The following is a 21,180-nucleotide window of genomic DNA, read 5'->3' as shown; positions in this document are numbered from 1 at the left end:
AGAGAGAACTGCCATGACCGTTAGCAATCTGCCCTTTTCCAAAGTCCGCCACAGCCAGGGCCTGGTTTTTTTGTCTGGCGAATTGCCGTTTGGTGAGGACGGTAGCTTTCCTGAAGGTATCGAAGCGCAAACGCGTTTGACCTTGACGCGTATTGCCCAAACGCTGGAAGCCGAATCGCTGTCGCTGGACGATGTTGTCAGCGTTACCGTGTACCTGACCGACCGGAGTAAATTTGCCGAATTCAATCGGGCTTATGCATCATTCTTCACGACCAACCTGCCAGTGCGCGCGACTGTCTGCGCCGGCCTTGTGGTCGATGCATTGGTCGAGATCAGTGTCATCGCGCAACAGCGTGCTTGATTCGGAGGCAGCGTGAACGAAAAACAAGTGGTGGTACTGGGGGCCGGTATTGTCGGCGTATGCACGGCGTTGCATTTGCAACGCCGTGGCTGCGCGGTGACGCTGGTGGACAAAGGTTTGCCGGGGCGTGAAACGTCGTTCGGCAACGCAGGCATCATTCAGCGTGAGGCCATTGAGCCCTATGCGTTCCCAAGGGATTTTGTCAGCCTGATAAACGTTGCAGCCAAGCGCGACATTGGCGTCAACTACCATCTGCGCGCGATGCCTGAATACGTGCCTGCCTTGGTCAGGTATTGGGCCAACTCCGCACCTAGGCATTACCAGGCCATTGCAGATGCCTTTCGCACGCTGATTGAGCACTCGATCAGCGAGCACTCGGAGTTGATTGAGCAAAGCGGTTCGCAAAACCTGATCGTGCGCAAAGGGTGGATCCAGGCTTTTCGTAGCCCACAGCAATTCGATGAGGCGGTGGAGCGTGCGGTACGCGTGAGTGCATACGGCGTGTTGTCCGAGCATCTGGACGGTGTCGCGCTCAGACTGGCGGAACCAGCGTTGAGCGATGCATTGGTGGGGGGCATTCATTGGCTGCAACCCTGGACGTGCATTGAGCCGGGTGAGTTGGTGCAGCGTTATGCCGATCTGTTCGTGCGTGAAGGTGGGGAGATTTTGCGCGGCGATGCGCGATCGTTGCGTCAGTCGGGAGCCGGTTGGAGCGTCGACACCGATTCTGGATCGGTCGGCGCGTCGCAGGTGGTCGTGGCGTTGGGCCCTTGGGCTCACGAACTGCTTGGCGAGTTGGGCTACCGCATTCCGTTGTTCGTCAAGCGCGGTTACCACGCTCACTTTGCCGATGGCGCGACATTGAGCCGCCCGGTGCTGGATACTGAACAAGGCTACATGCTGGCGCCGATGAAGCGCGGTATCCGCCTGTCAACGGGGGCGGAATTCGCCAGCTTGAGTGCGCCTCCAACACCGGTGCAACTAGCCAAGGCCGAGCGGGCCGCACGGCAGGTATTAGCGTTAGGCCCCCAAGTGGAGCGCACGCCTTGGAGCGGCGCCCGACCCTGCACGGTAGACATGAAGCCGGTGATCGGCGCAGCGCCCTTGCATAAAGGACTCTGGTTCAATTTCGGCCATGCCCATCAGGGGTTCACGCTCGGCCCGGTCAGCGGTCGACTTCTAGCAGAGTTAATTATGGGCGAGACACCAGTGGTCGATCCGGCACCCTTTGCTCCAGGGCGTTTCTGAGCTCAGTAGCTGTGCATGAATGTTCTCGCCCATCTCCCTCGGAGTAGTGGGCGAGAACCTAACTTTCATGAAAATAAAACACTGATTTTTATCTACGGACGCTGCACTCGCAGATTTCGTGGCATTCGTCGTGGGCGTTGTTTTGATTTCATTCGGTATATCCGTTCTATCGGCTCGCCCTGACTACCTATAAATACCCGCTGGAGAAGTCATGAACATCAAACAAAAGCTGACATGGGTATTTGCTGCCGTCGCCTGCCTTCCGGTGATTCTGGTCGCTGTGCTCGTCGTATTGAACTTGCGCAGCGCAGCACAAGCGAATTTCCTGGATAGCAGCGGCCGTGAAATTCGTCAGATCGACAACGGCATGAAGCAGTTCTTTGAAAGCATCCGCCAAAACGTCGAATACCTTGCCAAGGATCCTCGAATTGCCACCGTCAAGGGATTGAAAAACTATACCGCTGCCAATGCTGAGCAAACCCCTGTGACCGAAGCCGATCAGCGACTCCAGGCTGTTTTTGATCAATTTGCCGAGACCCATCCGACCACCGCTTCCATTTCCTTGGGGCTCAACGACGGCGGTTTTACCGGTTGGCCCGACGACCAGAAAATGGCCAGCTACGATCCCCGAGTGCGTCCTTGGTACAAGACCGCCATGGCGGCCGCGCCAGGCTCAACTGTGCGCACGGGCGCTTACTACTGGGCGCCTGATGACATGGTGCTGGTCAGCACGGTTCGCGCTTTCGCCGATGCCAGCGGCAACCCGGTGGGTGTTGTCGGCGTGGATGTCTCGCTCAAACAACTGACTGAACTGGTTAAAACCATCAAACTGGGCGACAGCGGATACCTGATGATGGTCGAAGCCAATGGTAACGTTCTGGTCGATCCCGCCAATGCCAAAAATAGTTTCAAGCCCCTAGCCGACCTGGGCCCTGGCTATACCGAGCTGGCAAAGAGTGGCGATGGCATGACCCAGGTGGAGATCGATGGGGTGCCGTACATGGTTAATGTGGTCAGTTCCGAAAGCCTGGGCTGGCGCTTTATTGGTCTGATCAAGCGCGATGAAGTCATGGCTCAGGCCACCAGCCTGACAGGATTGATCGCGCTGATTGCCGCCGTGTTAGCCGTCATCTTTGCCATCGTCGGCGCGAGTTTCGCGAGCATGATTGTTCGACCGATACGTGGCGTTGCGGATGGCCTGCAAGAAATAGCCGAGGGGGAAGGCGACCTGACTCGCGAACTGGAAGTGCGGGGGAAGGATGAAACGGCGACATTGGCGGGTTTGTTCAACCAGTTCCTCGGAATGATTGCGCAACTGATGCGGCGAATCGGCAGCGCTTCTTCAGATCTGCAAGAGGTTGCGGCGGACACCAGTCAAGTGGCCAGCAACATGAACAACGCTGCCGTTCGACAACGCGAAGCGGTTGAGTTGGTAAGTACTGCGTTCAACGAGATGGTCGCGACCTCCAATGAAGTGGCGCGCTCTTGCAGTCAAGCGGCTTCAAGTGCGGACGTTGGTTATCGAGAAGTGCACGACGGACAAAAGCACATCGGCGAAGCCACGGGTAGCGTCCTTAAACTGAGCGATGATCTGCAACAGTCGGCGCGGACCATGCAGATGCTCGAGCAGGACAGCAAGAACATCAACGCCATCCTCGATACCATTCGCTCTATCGCCGAACAAACCAACCTGTTGGCGCTCAATGCCGCCATTGAGGCTGCCCGCGCCGGCGATCAGGGTCGCGGATTTGCGGTGGTGGCCGACGAAGTACGTGCCCTTGCGCGACGTACTGCCGACTCAACTGGCGAGATCGACAGCTTGCTCGGCAATCTGGCGCGACGAACGCAGGAAGTGACACAACAGATGCAGAAGAGTCTACAGGCGTCTCAAGGCAGTGTTGAATCTATCCAGCAAGCGCGCGACAGCTTCGACAAGATTCTTGGTTCGGTGGACTTGATCCGTGACCAGAATGCTCAGATCGCCACGGCAGCAGAAGAACAGCATCAGGTCGCCGAAGACATCAACCGGCATATCGCGCAGATTCATGCCGATGCCCAACTGGTCGAAGAATTCGCACGCTCGGCGCATGCGGGATCGGGCCACTTGACGAATATTTCAGGGCAACTGAAGGGGTTAGTGGGACGTTTCAAGTTCTAGCTTTCAATTGAACAGCCGTTGCGAATCAGCAGTTCGTCCACCCAGCGGCGGTCTGACGTGCCGGCTTTAATTTGCGCCATCAACCTCAATTCATCATCATGTTTTTTCAGCGCCAGCGCATGGACTTCCTCAACCTCATGACGCGGCACGCTGACCACGCCGTCGGCATCGCCGCAAACCAAATCACCTGGGAGAATCACCATTCCGCTCAAGGCGATCGGTAGATTGACTTCTCCAGGTCCATCCCGGAAAGGCCCTCTATGGGTAACACCCAAGGCGAAAACTGGAAAACTGCCAGCCAGCAATTCTTCGCTGTTACGGATGGCGCCTGATATGACCAGCCCGCCGAGTTTGCGACGGATCGCATGGGCGATCTCAAGTCATGAGGTGTTCATTCCCCATTCAAACCACCAGACAGCACCAGGGTGTCATCATGTCGGCGACGTGCTAGCGGCTTGCGATTATTGAAACGTGATTGGCGGTCCCCAACCTGTTTGCTGACGACCTTGAGATCGACATGCCCATTATGATGCTTTGCGGGGAAGCACCATTGAGAGTGTCCTGTGAGCTGACGAAGCTTGCTGAAATAGTGGGCTCCAAACGCAGATAGGAACACGTGGTGGTGGCCGAATTGCACAAGGGTTGTCCTTGTGAGTTATAGGTACAGCCCTGAAAGAGTTCTCGCAAGACAGCCCCCAAGACCATTCAGTCCACGAAAGCTGGGTGGTCTTGGGTTTCTAAATCAGGTGGTTTGAAGGTTTTCGCCAAACCGATCGACTGCATTTATCGTGATGCTGCCTGTCGCCATCGACAGTATTGGGTCGTTCCCTGCTGATCAAATCCGATGAAATCGGTGGTCTGCGACCCGTTTCTGGTCCAACCGGAGTTAGGTTCGCTGTCGTTCATGCGGTGCTCTACTGCGTTCCAGTCGTACCATTGGAAAAGTCCACTCACCGAAGGACCCTTCCGTGTGGATGACCACACCCGAATTTTCCATGGCGATTACTCGGTGGAAACCGGTAGCAACGCTCGAAACTGAGGCTGCTTGCAGACTGAGGGTACACATAGGTAGAAAAAATTTCGAACTAAAAATTTCCCTTTATTTTCAATAACAAAGAGAAAGGTTCGATTCCGGCTTCGCTTCTCAACCTCGTTCACCTGCTTATCACCGATGATGGGATACGCATAAGTGGTCAGTGTATTGGTCAATTGCTGGGCGTGTTTTGCATTTTTCCAGCCAGGTCAGTGAGCTTCTATGTAGTCTTCGGCGACTTCTCTGAACGTTTTGACAACTGTTTCGCTGTCTTCCTACGGTGGATCACTCAGAAGCTGACGGAGTTGAATGGGTCAGAGCCACTTTTCACAAGTATGCGAGCTTGCGCTGCCGAGTCTCGAGCATCGGGCAAGTCCAGTATCGTCGACTGTGTCTAGTCCCATGTCTCGCGTCTTCCCATTGAGCTTGAAGCGATAGATCCAACTTCATTGCCGGGTGCTTGATCGGTGGCTGCACTGATGGCGAGCGAGTATTACCAAAATGGTCAATTTGCTACGTCAAACGCCGCGTTTTTCCGCAATTGGTCCAGGTAGTCGGCCCATTGCTGGGCCGCCTCCCGCCGCTGTACCAGCAGCTGCGCACGGGCATACACGGCGCCCAGCGCGCCTGGCATGCGGTGCGACAGCGACAGCTCGAGCACAATGGGGTCAATGCCCAGATGCTCATGGGCAATGGTCCTGTAGGTCGCGCGAAAGCCGTGGGCAGTGATGTCGTACTCTGGCCAAATACGCTGAAAGGACTTGAGCATGGAGGTCGGGTTTATGGGGCGTCCCGGATAGACCGGCGAGACGAACACCCAACCCTTGCCGTCTGCATCCACCACACAGGTTTTGCGTAGCTTGCGCAGCAGGACCAGGGCTTGCTCGGGCAGCGGCACGATGTGCTTGCTCTTGTCCAGGTGCTTGGTCTTGCTGACCACGTAGCGCCAATCGGCGCCCACCAAGTCGACGTCCTCCCAGCGCATCTGCACCAGTTCGCCTGGACGGACCGGCAACATAACCAGCAGACGCATCGCGACGGCAACGCTGCCGTCGTTGCAGTCATCCAGACGCAGGAGAAACCTGCCTAGGTCGGCTGGCCTTTCGATCGCTGGGTTGCTGGTTACGACATGGCGGATCTTCAACTCCTCAATGTTGCTAAGCGCCACATTGCGCTCCACCCAGCCTCGTCCCTCGGCAAAGCCCAGGACGGCACGGATGATGGTACGCACGCGCCGGGCCATGGCCATGGTGCGCTGGCGACGCAACTCCGTAATGATTGTGGTGATGTGCTCCAGCTTGATCTCGCTGACCGGTTTTTTACCAATCGCGGGCAAGATGTGGTTGTTCAGCGCTCCGTTAAACCCCGAGATGGATTTGGTCACCAGGTCGGCAGACTTGAATACCAACCATTGCTTGGCTACGTACTCGAAGGTACGCACCTCGTTGAGCAGGTGTGCTTCGATCTTGGCGGTCTTGGCCTTGAGCGGTGCGGTGTGGTTAGCCACGTCGTGGCGTGCGCCGCGGGCAATGTCGCGCGCTTCTTTGAGACCAATGTCGGGGTAAGCGCCGATGGAGAAGCGGTTTTCCTTGCCATGCAGCCGATACTTCAATCGCCAAACCTTGGAAGGGGATTTGCCGACCTTGCTCGAGGCCCTCACCTCCAAGTAGAGACCAGGGACTTCGCCGTCAGCGTGTTTGCCGGGTTCGGTCAGCGAGCGGATCAAGGCGTCGCTGAGTTTTCGTTTGAAAACATCCGCATTATCTGGGGGCATCGGTGGGGGCATCCGTTTTAAGAACCGAAATTTGCCCCCAATTATGCCCCCATAAGCTCTGGAATCCATTGGATTTAGACAGGCGGCAGTAGACTGATAATTAAATTAAGCTGTTGTTATAAAACAGTTTTGTGGAATTTAGTGGAATTCCATTACAAGCTATCGGGGTCCCCAAAGAACATCTGAATCCGCGACCGCAACCAGCGCTCCCCCGGATCATTATCCTGAGACCCGCGCCACGCCATGTGCAACTCGAAACTGCGCACCGGCAACGGCGGATCTTCGGCCCGCACTCCGCCAGCGGCAGTCAGTGCATCGGCCGTGTAGTCCGGCACCGTCGCGACGATGTCGGTGCCCGCGAGCAGGGTGCTCAACCCGTTGAACTGCGGAACGGCGAGCACCACATGCCGTTTGCGCCCGAGCTTTTCCAGCTCTTCATCGATGAAGCCGCTGAGGTCGCCTGCGAACGACACCAGTGCATGGGGGCGAGCGCAGTAATCATCCAGGCTCAACGGCCCCGGCACGGTGTCGGCGCGCAACAGCTTCGGTTGGCTGCGACGCAGTACCTTGCGTTTGGCGTTGGCCGGCAGGTCGGTGGTGTAACTGACACCGATGGATATCTCACCGGATGCCAGCAACCCCGGCATCAGGATGTAGTTGACCCGACGTATCACCAGCACAATCCCCGGCGATTCGGCACGCAGGCGCTTGAGCAGCATTGGCAGCAAGGCGAACTCGACGTCGTCCGAAAGGCCGATGCGGAACACGGCAGTACTTGTGGCAGGATCGAACTCGGCCGCACGGCTGACCGCGGTGGAAATCGAATCCAGTGCCGGGGAGAGCAGGGCGAAGATCTCGACGGCCCTGGCGGACGGCTCCATGCTGCGGCCGGTACGCACAAACAAGGGGTCATCGAACAGGCCGCGCAGGCGCGAGAGCGCCGCACTGATGGCTGGCTGGCCGAGGAACAGTTTTTCCGCAGCACGGGTCACGCTGCGTTCGTGCATCAATGTTTCGAAAACGATCAACAGGTTCAGGTCGACACGACGCAGGTCATTACGATTCATCTGGAGTCCTGGCAGAGTCAGCAAGCTTGACGTGGGCGGCCATATGAGAACAATGGCCAGCAGGAATATTACGGGGAAAGACTGGTACTCTGCACCGGGTAATTCAGTTTTTCCTACATAGGCTGCTTCGGTTTCTTACGACATTTGACGATGTTGCCGCCGCTGCGGAATCAATGACAGGCATGTCGACTATTAATAGCCACAGATAGTGTTGGGTTGAAAGCCCGGCTAGAGTTCATGGCATTAGAGGTTTATTTGGCGAGGTTTGCGATGTCCCGCACGATACGTTTTCACAAGTTTGGTCCAGCCGAGGTGCTCAAATGCGAAGAGCATGCGACGGCTCTGCCTGCACCGGGCGAAGTGCAGGTGCGCGTCGAGGCGATTGGCATCAGTTGGTATGACACTCTCTGGCGTCAGAACCTGGCCCCGTCCCATGCCCGACTGCCTTCAGGCCTTGGCCAGGAGATGGCCGGTATCGTCACCGCTGTCGGTGATGGCGTCGATGACCTGGAGGTCGGTGACAAGGTCGCCAGCTTTCCGGCCCAAAGCCCGAACGACTACCCGGTCTACGGCGAGCAGATCGTTCTGCCGCGCTCGGCAGTCACCCGTTATCCGGATGTGCTTAGCCCGATTGAAGCGAGCGTGCACTACACGCCGTTGTTGATCGCCTATTTCGCCTATGCCGATCTGGCACGGGTCAAGCCCGGGCAATTTGCTCTGGTGACCGACGCGAGTCATTGCGCCGGACCTTCGTTCGTACAACTGGGCAAGGCCTTGGGAGTTCGAGTGATCGCCGCGACCAAGACCGAGGAGGAACGTGAATACCTGCTGTCGCTGGGTGCCGAGAAAGTGATCGTCACCGAGGAAGAAGATCTGCTGATGCGGATCAACAAAATCACCGATAACCGTGGCGTAGATGTGGTGTTCGATGGTTTGGGCGGTCCGCAGATGTCGTTGCTGGGCGATGTGCTGGCGCCTCGCGGCAGCCTGGTGCTGTACGGCCTGCAAGGTGGCAACCAGACACCTTTCCCGGCCTGCGCAGCGTTCCAGAAGAACATTCAGTTCTTCGTGCACTGCATCGGCAACTTCACGGGCAAGCCGGAACTGGGCATCACCCAGGACCAGGCCGCACTGCAACGTGCCTTGCGCGACATCAACCAGTTGACCGCCGACCGCGTTCTGCTGCCGCTCAAGACTCGGGTCTTCCCGTTTGCCGAGTTTGTCGAAGCACACCGCTACATGGACGAATGCCCGTGTCGCGAACGGGTCGCGCTGCAGGTCGAGCCGGCGTAGCACTTACAGTCCTCCCAAGAGTCCGTGCCCACACGGACTCTTTCGTTTGAGCCCCCCCCGAAAGCCATCGATCCGCAGGCCGGTCCAGCAACTGAACTGGTTTTTGCCCGTAATCTGTAGCTTCTAATCAGCCACTAAGCCCTGATAATTGAATGATTACTTTCATCTCAAGGAATGAGTCATGGCCGGGTGTCAGGCTGAAACTTTTCAATGTGCGCCATCGGTGCAAATCTCCAAATTAGTTGGCCGTTGGCTAGTTGCCAAAAAGACAGCTGCAACTTCCTTCCTTGTTTCTTGTATTAAGTGTCTGTGGGACTTTGTCGGATATTTCCTAGGACTCCGGTTTCAAATCAGCAAACCCTTGCCAGCAGGGCGCTCCAGCCTCACCTCTGTCGTTAAGTCGAGGGGGTGTTGCGATCGTTTCAAATGATTTCAAGAAAATTCAAGTGTTAGCATTTGGCAATAAAGTCCATGACTCCATTCGCGCCGACAGTCCAACGGGATTTGCTGTCTGCACGATATTGAACTTACGAGTATCAGGTAAATAAAGATGACCAGCATCCATGACCAAGCGATGAACTATGTCTATCAACAAGTGCTGCAGCGATTGCTGGGTTTTTTCTCCCGTGCCGAACGCACTGCATTGCAATTGTTGATTCAGCGCCTGGCAGTAGCGGCCGGGGGCATGGAGCACATTGGCGATTACAAGGTGTTGGCGATCCAGTCCGGGGCCCGTGACAACTGCTACACCCTGGCTTTGTTGCGTGCTGCACAGTTGACCATCGCCACGCGGACGCCGGCGACATTCCAGTTGCGCATCGCCTCGTTACGGTTGAACGGCACAAGCGGCGCGGCCGTGGAAAACATGCACCGGACCAACAGCGCATTGTTTGTCTATGACGATCCTCGGGTCGAGGTACTGATGGTCGATGATCGGGAAGTCTTGCCGTTCAACCACCTGACGCCGATCTCCGACGCCGGCCGCGAGTCCAGCCGCCTGAACCTGCTGCTGATCGGCCATCGCCGGGAGTGGCGAGGCGGGTTCGACCTTTGGGATGACGGTTATCTGGCCACGGGAGAGTTCTACGGACAAATCGCTCGCTGGGACGGCGGTGTCGACGCCTTGCTCATCAGTGACACGCCGCGTCAGCAAAAGCAGTTCATCGACGGCTTGAGGCGCGCCGCCACCAAGGCAGGGCTCAAGCCTTCGCCTGCGGGCGAGCCGGGTTATGCGGGGTTGTTTGCATTGCTCGATGAACTGGGCAGCGACTGTTATCACGGGTTCTACGCCGATTACGGCCAGGCCCGGTGGCGTCCGCAAGAGCGCTTCGAAACCTGCCGTCGTACGGCCTGCATCGACATTCACGACCTGCAGGTCAGCAACCTGGAAGAGCGTTGGCCATTGTTGACGGAATTTCTCGGGTTCCAGCCTGACGAACTGTCCGCGCAGATCAGCGACAACGAATTCGTCAGCCCGTCGATCACGGCGCACGTCCGAGGGTTGCACGCGTGCTTCGTGCAGAATCGCAATTACGAATCCGGTGTTGCGCAATACCTGCAACGGGCCTTGGTGATGATGCGCCGCAAGCACTTGCCCGAGCGATTGTGCGAGCAGGCCATCGAGGTCTTCGGCAATCCGGCGACACTGGTCGAACTGCGCGCCCGAGCGGCGGCCGAGGCACAAAAGAACCTGGGCCTGAGCGAAGCACAACTGGTGTGCCTGCTGTTTGCGCCCTTTACCGAAAAAGGTGCGGGGCTCGAGCGTTTTCTGCGTCAGTGCCACCCGGGCATGCTGGTGGCCATGCCCGAGTTGCACAAGGCCATGCAGGGGCATCCGGTCGCCGAACAGATCATGCAATGGATGATTGATGTCAGCGGATTGCCCGTCAGCCTGATTGGCCAGCTTTACCGCATGGAGCGGACGCCCGCAGACGCTGGCGGGGTGGCTGAAGCAGTCATCCCAAGGGCCGTGTCGCAAGATGCGCTGGGCGATCCTGATGCTGACAGCACGTTGGTGGATGAATGGTCAGCGGGTCACTGAACGTGGGTGGATTTTCAGTCAATGCAAATGGCCTTCGCCGATGAAAGGTCCACGAGAAACGGATTTCGCCTATCAAGCGGTTTATCGATACCTGGTCAGCCTGATCAACGAGTCTGAAGGGGATTCGCGCATCCGCCTGCCGTCGCTGCGGCACCTGGCTGAGCGTCTGAATGTGTCGATCTCGACCATTCAATACGCCTATTCGCTGCTAGAGAAAGAAGGGCGGGTCTATTCGGTGGCCAAGTCCGGTTACTACGCATTGCCAGTGTCCGCAATCAACCTGCAGGACAGCGGCAGCGACTTGCTGGAAGCGGTCTACGTCAATGCCAGGCGCCCGGGGATGCTGGTCATGAGCGCCGATGAACCGGCGTTATTGCAGCCACTGGACAGCCCGTTGTTGCTGCTGGAGCGGGAGTTGCTGCGCCAGTATCCCCGCCAGCCGCAGTCGCCTTCGCAACCCTGCGGCGAACTCGAACTGCGCGCCGCCCTGGCGGCACGCTACACCACATCTCCCATGCGTTACTGGCACGCCGATGATGTCTACATCGGCGCCGACCTGCGCGGTGTACTGGAAATCCTGATCGCCGTGCTGGGCTTGAAAGACGCCACGGTGGTGGTCGAATCGCCGTGCGACTGGACGATCCTGCGCTTGTTTCAAGCCGCCTGCGTGCGGGTGATCGAGTTGCCCGTGCAAGCCGATGCCTGTCTGGATCCGGAGCGTCTTGAAATGCTGCTCGATACCGAACCGGTAAGGCTGGTGATGCTGTCATCGGCCCTGAACATGCCCCGTGGCAGCCTGGCGCCTGACCACAACAGGCAGGCCATTGCCCGGCTGTTGGCCGCGCATGACAGTTGGGTGCTGGAAAACGACTGTTATGGCGAACTCGGATTCGACCTGGGCACCCTGCGCTTTCGAGACTTGCTGGACCCTGAACGGCTGATGGTGTTTTCCACGTTCGAGAAAATCATCGGACCTGAAGCGCCTTACGGTTTTCTGCTTTCAAGGCATTTGAGCGCGGAGTTGCAACGGCACTTTCTGCTGCGGTCCTTCCGACTCTCGCCGATACGCCAGAAAGCCATTGCCCGTTTGTACAGCAGCGGTCGCATTGATCAACACCTGCTGGTGCTGCGGCGGCTGCTCAATGACCGCAAGAATCAAATGACCCTGTTGTTGCAGGAGCGATTGGGTGATGCCTTGCATTTCGTCGAGCCGCAAGGTGGTGCAACGATCTGGATGCGCTCGTTGCGTCGGGTCAATGTCCGTCGTGTGTTCCAGCGCCTGCTGGCGCATCAGGTGGTCATCGCGCCGGGCGAGCTGTTCAGCCTCCACGGCCTGCACGGGCAGCATCTGCGCCTGAGTCATACCTTCGGCGGCGATCACAACCTGGCGGCCGCGCTGGGATTGCTGGGGGATGCGCTGCGCCTGGAATCAATCGAGTGAGTGAGACAAAAAATAACAACTTCCACTGTGCTGGATCGATCCCATCGCCTTGCGGTCAAACTGCCAGTAAACTGCGACCCAATTCCTGAACCACTCTATTCCAGAGGTTTTGCATGACACTCAGTCCTTTTGCGGGTAAACCGGCACCGGCACAATTGTTGGTCGACATCCCGCGACTGGTAACGGCCTATTACACCGGTCAGCCTGATGCCGCGATTTCGACCCAGCGCGTTGCCTTCGGCACGTCGGGGCACCGCGGCAGCTCGTTCGACTTGAGTTTCAATGAATGGCACGTTCTGGCGATCAGCCAGGCGATCTGCCTGTACCGCGAAGCTCAAGGCATCGATGGCCCGCTGTTTGTCGGTATCGACACCCACGCGCTGTCCACGCCGGCCGGCGCCAGTGCCCTCGAGGTACTGGCAGCCAACGGCGTGACCGTGATGATCGCAGAAGGTGACGAGTACACGCCGACACCGGCCATTTCCCATGCGATTCTCTGCTACAACCGTGGACGCACCACCGGCCTGGCGGACGGCATTGTTATCACGCCGTCCCACAACCCGCCGCAAAGCGGTGGCTACAAGTACAACCCAACCAACGGTGGCCCGGCCGATACCCACATCACCAAGTGGATCGAAGCCAAGGCCAACGAACTGCTGGCCAACAAGCTCGCCGGCGTCAAGCGCATCAGCTACGAGCAGGCACTGAAGGCCAGCACTACCCATCGTCACGATTACCTCAACACCTATGTCGCCGACCTGATCAACGTGATCGACTTCGACGCCATCCGCGATGCCAAGCTGCGCCTGGGTGTCGATCCGTTGGGTGGAGCAGGGGTGCGTTACTGGTCGGCGATTGCCGAGCATTACCGCCTGGACCTGGATGTGGTGAACAAAGAGGTCGACCCGACCTTCCGCTTCATGACCGTCGACTGGGACGGCCAGATCCGCATGGACCCGTCGTCCAGCCACGCCATGCAAGGCCTGATCGGCCTGAAAGAGCGCTTCGACGTGGCGTTTGCCTGCGATCCGGACCACGACCGCCATGGCATCGTCACGCCGTCCGGTGGCTTGCTGGCACCGAACAACTACCTCGCCGTTGCCATCGACTACCTGTTCCGGAATCGTCCGCAATGGCGCGCCGATGCCGCCGTGGGTAAAACCGTGGTCAGCAGCGGCTTGATCGATCGCGTGGCCAAGCGCCTGGATCGTCGCCTGTACGAAGTGCCGGTGGGTTTCAAATGGTTTGCCGACGGCCTGTTCGATGGCTCCCTCGGTTTCGGCGGCGAAGAAAGCGCCGGTGCCTCGTTCCTGCGCAAGGACGGCGGGGTCTGGAGCACCGACAAGGACGGTTTGATTCCGGCCCTGCTGGCCGCCGAGATGACGGCCCGGACTGGTCGCGACCCGAGTCAGGCGTATCGCGCCTTGACCGATGAACTGGGTGAGCCGTTCTCGGTACGGGTCGACGCCAAGGCCAATCCGGAGCAGAAAGCGCTGCTGAGCAAGCTGTCGCCGCAACAGGTCACCTCGACTCAACTGGCCGGCGAACCGATCCAGAGCATCCTCAGCCACGCACCGGGCAATGACCAGGCCATTGGCGGTCTCAAGGTCATGACCGAGAACGGCTGGTTTGCGGCGCGTCCGTCGGGCACGGAAGACATCTACAAGATCTACGCCGAAAGCTTTGTCAGCGACGACCACCTCAAGCAACTGGTGGCCGAGGCGCAAACGCTGGTGGATGGTGCCATTTCCTTGTAGGAGCGAGCCTGCTCGCGATGGTCGTCAACGATAACGCTGGCAGCCTGACACCCCGCGGTATCCTCGGGTTTTTCGCGAGCAGGCTCGCTCCTACATTGGACCGCATTCCCCATGTAGGAGCTGGCTTGCCAGCGAAGACATTTGAACAGGCACCCAAAAAAGGGGCGACCAACATGGTCGCCCCTTTTTTTGGATTGCGCTCAGCGAATCAAGCCAGGTCCACCAGAACAATCTCGCTGTCCTCGATGGCCGTCACCCGCAGCACCTGCTCATCGGCAACGGCTACACCGTCTCGAGCTTGTGCACGCAAGCCATTGACCTCAATGACCCCTGTGGCCGGTACCAGGTAGGCGCGACGACCGTTGTCCAGGTGATACTCGGCGGATTCGCCGGCCTTCAGGTTGGCCGCTACCAGCCGGGCATCGGCGCGGATACGCAGGCTCTGATCGTCACCTTCCTTGCCGCTGGCCAGGGTGACAAAACCTTCGCGGTTACCTTTCGGGAACGGCTTGGCGCCCCAGGACGGCGCCAGGCCGGACTCGTTCGGGATGATCCAGATCTGGAAAATCCTGGTCGGCGTCGCTTCCAGGTTGTACTCGCTGTGGGCAATCCCGGTGCCGGCGCTCATGACCTGGACGTCACCCGCTTCGGTGCGACCCTTGTTGCCAAGGTTGTCTTGGTGGGTAATGGCGCCTTCGCGGACATAGGTGATGATTTCCATGTCGCGGTGCGGGTGTTGCGGGAAACCGGTGCCGGGCGCGATCACGTCGTCATTCCAGACCCGCAGGTTGCCCCAGTTCATACGCTTGGGATCGTAGTATTCGGCGAACGAAAAATGATGGTGGGCATCCAACCAGCCGTGGTGAGCACCGCCGAGCGAGTTGAAAGGTCTGAGTTCAAGCATGATCGTCTCCAGAAAAGGTTCGTCATGGGGCCAGGTGCCTGAGCCACGAAGCGAGACCGGTGAGTGATGACGGCCATCATCCAACAGGCAACCATCGATAAAAAGCGTAAAAAATGCCGCATTCCTATCGAATGGATTGATATGAAATAACCTCGAAAGTTTCTCATCCAACCTTCACTTCATCGCATAAGCCAATGAGTCATAAGCAATTGACTAGAACTCAACGGCAAATGCAGACACCATAGCGCTCAACAGCCTCACACCCTGGAGTCAGTCCGCGTGCCGCAACACACCCCCGATCTCCCGCCTGAACTTCGCCCACTGGCCGAGATGCCGCTGATCAAGCGATTGCTCGCCCGATTCTTCGGTTACAGCCTGACCCGCCTGCACGCACAGCATCGGGCGTCGTGGTTGCATGGTCAGGCCGACGGTTTTCGCAGCGGTCACAGTGCCGGGGTCGATTACGGCTACAGGGAAGGCAAGCTCGAAGGTCTGGAGGAGGGTCGACAGGTCCTGCTGATCCGCGACTCGCGCTGCACTGAACACCGACCGCCGAATGTCGACGACCTGTTGTTCGACGACTGGCGCCTGCCGTTGAGCGCCGAGCTGAAGAAGCGCATGAAGGCCGATGTCGCCCGATTGTTGCCGGCCCATGCCCAACCCAGTGCCGCACAGTGGAAAATGATCTTCAGCGACACCCCGTCCACTTCGGTGATCGCGGGTGCCGGCGCAGGCAAGTCGACCACGCTGGTGCTGCGTATCCTGCTGCTGACCCATTACCTGGGCTACGAGCTGTGTTCGATGACGGTGGTGACCTTCACCCGCGAGTCGCGCAAGGACTTCATCAACAAGCTGATCGAACTGTTTGCGCTCTGGGGCCGCGGGATCAGTTTCAAGGAGGCGCGGGACCTGGTGCGCACCTTTCACTCGCGGATCCTGCCGATGGTGCGCAGCCTTCCGGGTTTCGAACGTTTACAGGCTTTCGAGAACCTCAGCCTGCGGGCTACACAGGGGGACGAGGAGGTCGACAGCAATCCGTTCGATCTGCGCATCAACGACGCCCAACGCCAACAGCTCAATGCCTGCTATCACCGTCTGCACCGTGACGATGAGCATTTTCGCGAGTTGATCAAGCCATTGTCCCGGCATGCCCTGCAACTCAAGGAGCTGGAGCGCGATCACCCGGATGTGCAAAAACGCATGGGCGTTACCGAGCTTGCGGCCAAACGCGATGAGGAGCTGTGCGACGCCATCGAGGACCTGTGGTTTCGCGCCGGTGCCTGGCCCATCAAGGGCATCGAACCGAAACGTCAGTCATTCGATATCAACGGTTCGACATTCCATTGTCACGGCTACATCCCGTCGCTGGATGCCTGGGTGGTGTTGGGGTTCGATCCTCGGGAGAACCCGCAGGTGACGCGACCAAACGCCAAGCTGACGGTGCGCGCAGAGTGGGCAGTAAAGCGCACACTGTTTCAAGCTTTCTGTCGTAAGCCATTGATATGGCTGGATAGTTATGAATCATCAAGACGTGTTCTGGCCTCACTCGCCGGTGATGCCAGCGCCGGGCCGGGTTTCGATTACAAGGTCAAGGGCGAGCTCGCTTCAGCGCCACTGCTCGATTGTTTTGTCGCCGCCGCCGGGTTCATCGAAAACCTCGGGCTGGACGTGCCGGGCGCCGTGGCCCGGATGAGTTTCGCCAAGGACGATCCCGACCGGTTCTTCTTCGAAGCCTTGAGTCTGTACTGGCGGGCGCTGGAAGATCATTTGCTGGATCAGAAACCGCCGATCATGACCTACAACCGAATGTTCGCCCTGTTCAGCGAACATTCGCCGGAGAACCTCAAATTGCTCGGCGATGAGCTGCTGCGGCCGCTGTCACACCTGATGATCGACGAATTCCAGGATGTCTCGCCGCAGATCGTCTCCTGGATCAGGGCCAGCCTGGCAGAGATCCGCAGTCGCGGGCCGGCCATGCACGTCGGGCGCGCAGCCCAACGTTCCTCGTTGCTCTGTGTGGGCGATGACTGGCAGTCCATCTATGGTTGGCGCGGCAGTTCGCCGACCTACTTCATGGAGTTCAACAAGGAGTTCCCGTCGCCGAGCACCACCAAGGTCATGCTCAGCGACAACTACCGCAGCCACCAGCACATCATCGATGCCGCCGAGCACATCGTGCGCGCAGCACCGGCGATTGCCGGGAAGAAAGCCAAGGCCAGCGGTGAACCCAAGGCATTGCTGCCGGTGAACGTCCTTGATCGTGATGACCAGGGCATGGCCCAACGCCTGATGGAGCATTATCGAAAGGGCGATTCGATCTTGATGCTTTATCGAAAAAGCAGCGATAAGTCATTGATAGAAGAGCATATTCAATCAGTACTTAATGTTGATTCCAGCTTGCCGTATGAGGCTCGCAGGCTCAAGCAGTTGACGTATCACAGCGCCAAGGGCCTCCAGGCCGATGCGGTGTTTTTGCTGGGCGACTGCCAGCACCTGACCAGTTCACCTTACAAGAATCAGGTTTACCGGATGGCGGGCCTGGGCAAGGCCGGCGACAGTGAGCCCTATGACAATGCCCAGAAGGACGAGATCCTGCGGTTGGCCTACGTGGGTATTACCCGCGCTGTCAGCCATTGCTACTGGTACGTCGACGCACAAGACACCCAGGCCGCGAACATGCCCAAGGCCTCCGACCGGATCGGCAAGGGCAAAGCGTTTTTTGTCGACCATCGTAAAAGCCAAATCACCGCCTGACTTTGTAGGAGCGAGCTTGCTCGCGATGGTCGTTAACAATAACGCGTATTTACTGGCTAAACGCGGCGCTCTTGAGTCCATCGCGAGCAGGCTCGCTCCTACAAGTGGGCTTTTCAGTCAGTGAGCCTTCAGGCATAACTCTTGAAGGCCTCCGGTGGGATGAAGGCTTCAAGCTCGTCCTCCACCGCTTCGATTATTCGTTCTACATCCGCGGCATTCATGACGGTGGCGCACGGAATACCGGCAATGGCGATCATGGTCTCGCCAGTGGCACGATCAAAAAGACGGGCAATCATGCTGCCCGGGGCGTCCATGCTCGCCTCGAAACCCATGGGATGAAAATGCCAGCGCATCAGCTGGCAGGCGTTTGGAAACGTAACCTTACTGAACCCTTTATTCATGTGTTGCCCGCCTTCATTATCGAGCGCGTCCGTTAGCTCATGGTAGGAGGGAAGAACCTTCATTGGTTCAACCAGTGACAGTTTTTAAAAGTAGCATCCGGATGTGAAAACAATGTGGAGTTTTCAGGTCGTTTGGCGATTGCCGGCACTTTTTTGATTCAGGTCACGCTTATCGGCCATTTGCGGGCACAAGTCATCATTGGTTTAGTCGTTGAAGACAAAACGGAAGTTGGGCAAGCTCGGTCTTTTCCCGTCGAGATGTTCAATGCACGCCGATGATGATGGCCCGCTGCAAACCCAGGCCACGGGCGAGACGGTCATGCGCTATCACTTGCGCTGGAAGCACCGGGATCTGGATGGCGTCATGGCGCTTTATCACCCTGAAGTCCAGTACAACGACTTTTTCCAGAACCGGGTCATGGGCCTGGCCGAATTGCGCGAGTATGTGCGCAGCAGCATGCCCCGGGATCCGGACGAAGCGCTGGAGCACTCCGACCGCATTCGACTGGACGGCAACACTGCGTTCATTCAGTACCGCATCACCTTGCGCGGTGGTGAGGGGTTGGTGTCGTTCCGCGCCAGCGAAGCGATCACCGTCAAGGACGGGCTGATCTGGCGGGTCAATGAATATGCTTCATTGGTGCATGAACAACCCGGCAGCAAAACGTCCGGCAACCAGCGCCCGGCGGTCAGCCGGCTCGGCCTGTCGCCTCGCCAGTTGAGCTTCATGGCCGATGACCTGCAGCAGTATTTCCAGCGCCAACAGCCTTATCTGGACCCGGAGCTCGATCTGCAACGAGTGGCGAAGGAGTGTGGCTACAGCCGCAACCAGATTTCCTACCTGTTGAATCAGGTGCTGGGCCAGAGCTTCTACCGCTACGTCAACCAGGCGCGCCTGCAACATTTGCTTGCGGCGCTGGATGCCGCCATGCCGCCAGTGCGCATCGACGAACTGGCCTTCGCTGCCGGATTCAATTCGCTGTCGGCGTTCTACAGCTGTTTCCGCCAGCACACCGGCCAGTCCCCCAAGGCTTACGTCAAACAAATTTCTTTGCGTGCACGCGCGCAAGACAGCGCCTGAGCCCACGCACTAGGATCGACGTCATCGAAGTTTGAGTGGCGGAGTCTTGCATGCCGGCGTGGCGCACTATCAGTTTGTGGATGGACCAGCTCGACGAGCCCCTATTGGCGCGTCCGGCGCTGGAGCGGGACCTGGATGTCGACGTGGCGATCATCGGCGCGGGTTATACCGGACTCTGGACCGCGTACTACCTCAAGCGGCACAAACCTGACCTGAACATCGCCATCGTCGAAGCGCAAACCGCCGGTTTCGGCGCGTCGGGGCGCAATGGTGGCTGGCTGATGGGCAATTTGCTGGGAGAAGACCGCCTGCTGGCCAAACTGTCGGCCGAAGCGCGCCGCGCCTCCTACGATTTGTTGCACAGCATTCCGGATGAAGTGGAAATTGTCCTCGAACGTGAGGGAATCGACTGCGACTACCGTAAAGGCGGGGTGCTGTATTGCGCCGCACGCTATCCGGAGCAGGAGGCCAGCCTGCGTCACTACCTGGACGATCTCCACCGCCAGGGCCTCAACGACAGCCACTATCGCTGGCTGACCCCGGAACAACTGGCGCAACAGATCCGAGTCGCCAAACCCTACGGCGGTATCTACGCGCCGCACGTGGCGACCATTCACCCGGCCAGGCTGGTACGGGGGCTGGCCCGGGCGGTGGAGCGCCTGGGCGTCAGAATCTACGAAAACAGCCCGGTCACCCATTGGCAATCCGGCAGTCTGCGCACGGCCAAAGCTTCGGTGCGCAGTCGCTGGGTGGTGCCGGCGGTAGAAGGCTACTCCGTGACGCTGCCGCCATTGGGGCGTTATCAAATGCCGGTGCAGAGCCTGATCGTCGCGACCGAGCCCTTGTCGGCGGCCACCTGGGACGAAATCGGCCTGAGTCACGGCCAGGCATTCAGCGAGGCCAGTCGCCAGGTCACCTACGGTCAACGCACCGCTGACAACCGATTGATCTTTGGCGCCCGTGGCGGGTACCAGTTCGCTGGCAAGCTGCGCCACGACTTCGACCTGAGCGCTGACGAAATACACCTGCGGCGTTATCTGTTCGGCGAACTGTTCCCGCAGTTGAAGAACGTGCAGATCACCCATTCCTGGGGCGGCAACCTGGGCATGTCCCGGCATTTCCAGCCACACATGCTTTGCGACCGGGCCAACGGCATTGCCCTGTCGGGCGGTTATGGCGGGGAGGGCGTTGGCGCCAGCAACCTGGGAGGCCGCACGCTGGCCGACCTGATCCTGGGGCGCGACACCGATCTGGTACGCCAACCGTGGGTCATCCCCCAGCGCGGCCTCGACGCACTGCGGGCCTGGGAGCCGGAGCCGATCCGCTGGCTCGGCTACAACGCGATCATCCGCAGCTTTGTCCACGAGGACCAGACCCTGGCCAACCCGGCTACAGCGCCCTGGCGGCGCAGGCTGGCCAGCGGGGTGGCCGGTTTCATGGAAGGTTTCATGCACTAAACAGCGTCTCTACATCGACAGGTATCCCCATGAGCATCACGCAATTCAAGAACACCGCAACACTGAAACTGGACGAATCCAATCCGGTCGCCGTGCCCCTGGGAACTCCCGTGGCCGTGGCTTCGACCACCAGCGTCGAACGCGACGACGGCGTCGAGACCGGTGTCTGGGAATGTACCCCCGGGCGCTGGCGGCGGCAGATCGTCGCCCAGGAATTCTGTCACTTCATTCAGGGCCGCTGCACCTTCACCCCGGACGGCGGCGAGCCCCTGCACATAGAAGCCGGCGACGCACTGATGTTGCCGGCCAACAGCCTCGGTATCTGGGACATCCAGGAAACCGTGCGCAAGACCTACGTGCTGATTTTTTGAGTTTTCAATTCTTTGAAATTTGAAAGCTGATCCTTTGAT

General features: G+C 58.6%; 16 protein-coding genes and 1 pseudogene. 11 read left to right on the top strand and 6 right to left on the bottom strand.

The window, feature by feature from the left end:
- Positions 1-13: 13 nt before the first annotated feature.
- The 3 genes from PspS34_RS14045 (at position 14) to PspS34_RS14035 (ending at position 3,767) form a co-directional block, all read left to right on the top strand.
- Positions 14-361 (top strand): RidA family protein, encoded by a 348-nt coding sequence (locus PspS34_RS14045; RefSeq protein WP_159389957.1) that lies wholly within the window; start codon positions 14-16, stop codon positions 359-361.
- A gap of 12 nt (positions 362-373) precedes the next feature.
- The gene (locus PspS34_RS14040; protein WP_159389956.1) at positions 374-1,609 is read left to right on the top strand and encodes an FAD-binding oxidoreductase; all 1,236 of its coding nucleotides are present in this window, start codon (positions 374-376) and stop codon (positions 1,607-1,609) included.
- Between the two features lie 211 nt (positions 1,610-1,820).
- On the top strand, positions 1,821-3,767 hold the full coding sequence (locus PspS34_RS14035) for a methyl-accepting chemotaxis protein (RefSeq protein ID WP_159389955.1): 1,947 nt from the start codon (positions 1,821-1,823) through the stop codon (positions 3,765-3,767).
- Here PspS34_RS14035 and PspS34_RS28810 read toward each other — a convergent pair.
- From PspS34_RS28810 to PspS34_RS14020, 4 genes and pseudogenes are all read right to left on the bottom strand, one after another.
- Positions 3,764-4,129, bottom strand: coding sequence for a hypothetical protein (locus PspS34_RS28810; RefSeq protein WP_275113809.1), 366 nt, complete (start codon positions 4,127-4,129; stop codon positions 3,764-3,766). The two genes, PspS34_RS14035 and PspS34_RS28810, sit on opposite strands and share 4 nt — an antisense overlap.
- A gap of 32 nt (positions 4,130-4,161) precedes the next feature.
- Positions 4,162-4,389, bottom strand: a pseudogene (locus tag PspS34_RS28565) (site-specific integrase); the annotation flags it as partial.
- A 916-nt stretch (positions 4,390-5,305) separates the two neighbouring features.
- Positions 5,306-6,574 carry a site-specific integrase gene (locus tag PspS34_RS14025; protein ID WP_159389954.1) on the bottom strand — a complete coding sequence of 423 codons (1,269 nt, stop codon included), beginning with the start codon at positions 6,572-6,574 and terminating at the stop codon, positions 5,306-5,308.
- A 152-nt stretch (positions 6,575-6,726) separates the two neighbouring features.
- Positions 6,727-7,641, bottom strand: coding sequence for a LysR family transcriptional regulator (locus PspS34_RS14020; protein WP_154859968.1), 915 nt, complete (start codon positions 7,639-7,641; stop codon positions 6,727-6,729).
- Between the two features lie 270 nt (positions 7,642-7,911).
- Between PspS34_RS14020 and PspS34_RS14015 the strand changes: the two genes are divergently transcribed.
- The 4 genes from PspS34_RS14015 (at position 7,912) to pgm (ending at position 14,173) form a co-directional block, all read left to right on the top strand.
- On the top strand, positions 7,912-8,934 hold the full coding sequence (locus PspS34_RS14015; RefSeq protein ID WP_057714783.1) for a zinc-dependent alcohol dehydrogenase family protein: 1,023 nt from the start codon (positions 7,912-7,914) through the stop codon (positions 8,932-8,934).
- A gap of 550 nt (positions 8,935-9,484) precedes the next feature.
- On the top strand, positions 9,485-10,975 hold the full coding sequence (locus PspS34_RS14010) for a hypothetical protein (RefSeq protein WP_159389953.1): 1,491 nt from the start codon (positions 9,485-9,487) through the stop codon (positions 10,973-10,975).
- A gap of 40 nt (positions 10,976-11,015) precedes the next feature.
- Positions 11,016-12,416, top strand: a complete 1,401-nt coding sequence (locus PspS34_RS14005) for a PLP-dependent aminotransferase family protein (RefSeq protein ID WP_150812996.1) — start codon at positions 11,016-11,018, stop codon at positions 12,414-12,416.
- A gap of 113 nt (positions 12,417-12,529) precedes the next feature.
- Positions 12,530-14,173, top strand: a complete 1,644-nt coding sequence (gene pgm, locus PspS34_RS14000; RefSeq protein ID WP_154909079.1) for a phosphoglucomutase (alpha-D-glucose-1,6-bisphosphate-dependent) — start codon at positions 12,530-12,532, stop codon at positions 14,171-14,173.
- Between the two features lie 208 nt (positions 14,174-14,381).
- Here the strand turns inward: pgm and PspS34_RS13995 are convergent, their stop codons facing one another.
- Positions 14,382-15,077: a pirin family protein gene (locus tag PspS34_RS13995; protein WP_102670283.1), complete on the bottom strand. Its 696-nt coding sequence runs from the start codon at positions 15,075-15,077 to the stop codon at positions 14,382-14,384.
- A gap of 279 nt (positions 15,078-15,356) precedes the next feature.
- Between PspS34_RS13995 and PspS34_RS13990 the strand changes: the two genes are divergently transcribed.
- On the top strand, positions 15,357-17,831 hold the full coding sequence (locus tag PspS34_RS13990) for a UvrD-helicase domain-containing protein (protein WP_159389952.1): 2,475 nt from the start codon (positions 15,357-15,359) through the stop codon (positions 17,829-17,831).
- A gap of 128 nt (positions 17,832-17,959) precedes the next feature.
- On the opposite strand, the gene PspS34_RS13985 is transcribed toward PspS34_RS13990, so the two are convergent.
- Positions 17,960-18,232: a DUF1652 domain-containing protein gene (locus PspS34_RS13985; protein WP_057716601.1), complete on the bottom strand. Its 273-nt coding sequence runs from the start codon at positions 18,230-18,232 to the stop codon at positions 17,960-17,962.
- Between the two features lie 265 nt (positions 18,233-18,497).
- Here PspS34_RS13985 and PspS34_RS13980 point away from each other — a divergent pair, with 265 nt between their 5' ends.
- The 3 genes from PspS34_RS13980 to PspS34_RS13970 are packed head-to-tail and all read left to right on the top strand — an operon-like array spanning position 18,498 to position 21,141.
- Complete coding sequence (locus PspS34_RS13980) at positions 18,498-19,313, top strand: helix-turn-helix domain-containing protein (protein WP_150812999.1); 816 nt, start codon at positions 18,498-18,500, stop codon at positions 19,311-19,313.
- Between the two features lie 50 nt (positions 19,314-19,363).
- The gene (locus PspS34_RS13975; RefSeq protein ID WP_154946450.1) at positions 19,364-20,770 is read left to right on the top strand and encodes an FAD-dependent oxidoreductase; all 1,407 of its coding nucleotides are present in this window, start codon (positions 19,364-19,366) and stop codon (positions 20,768-20,770) included.
- A 29-nt stretch (positions 20,771-20,799) separates the two neighbouring features.
- A complete protein-coding gene (locus tag PspS34_RS13970; protein ID WP_008050088.1) occupies positions 20,800-21,141 on the top strand; it encodes a cupin domain-containing protein in 342 nt (113 codons plus the stop codon).
- Positions 21,142-21,180 lie beyond the last annotated feature (39 nt).

The sequence above is a fragment of the Pseudomonas sp. S34 genome, assembly GCF_009866745.1.
GTDB lineage: Bacteria > Pseudomonadota > Gammaproteobacteria > Pseudomonadales > Pseudomonadaceae > Aquipseudomonas > Aquipseudomonas jessenii.
The sequence above is the reverse complement of the archived record's forward strand: the minus strand, read 5'-3'. Positions and strand labels throughout refer to the sequence as shown.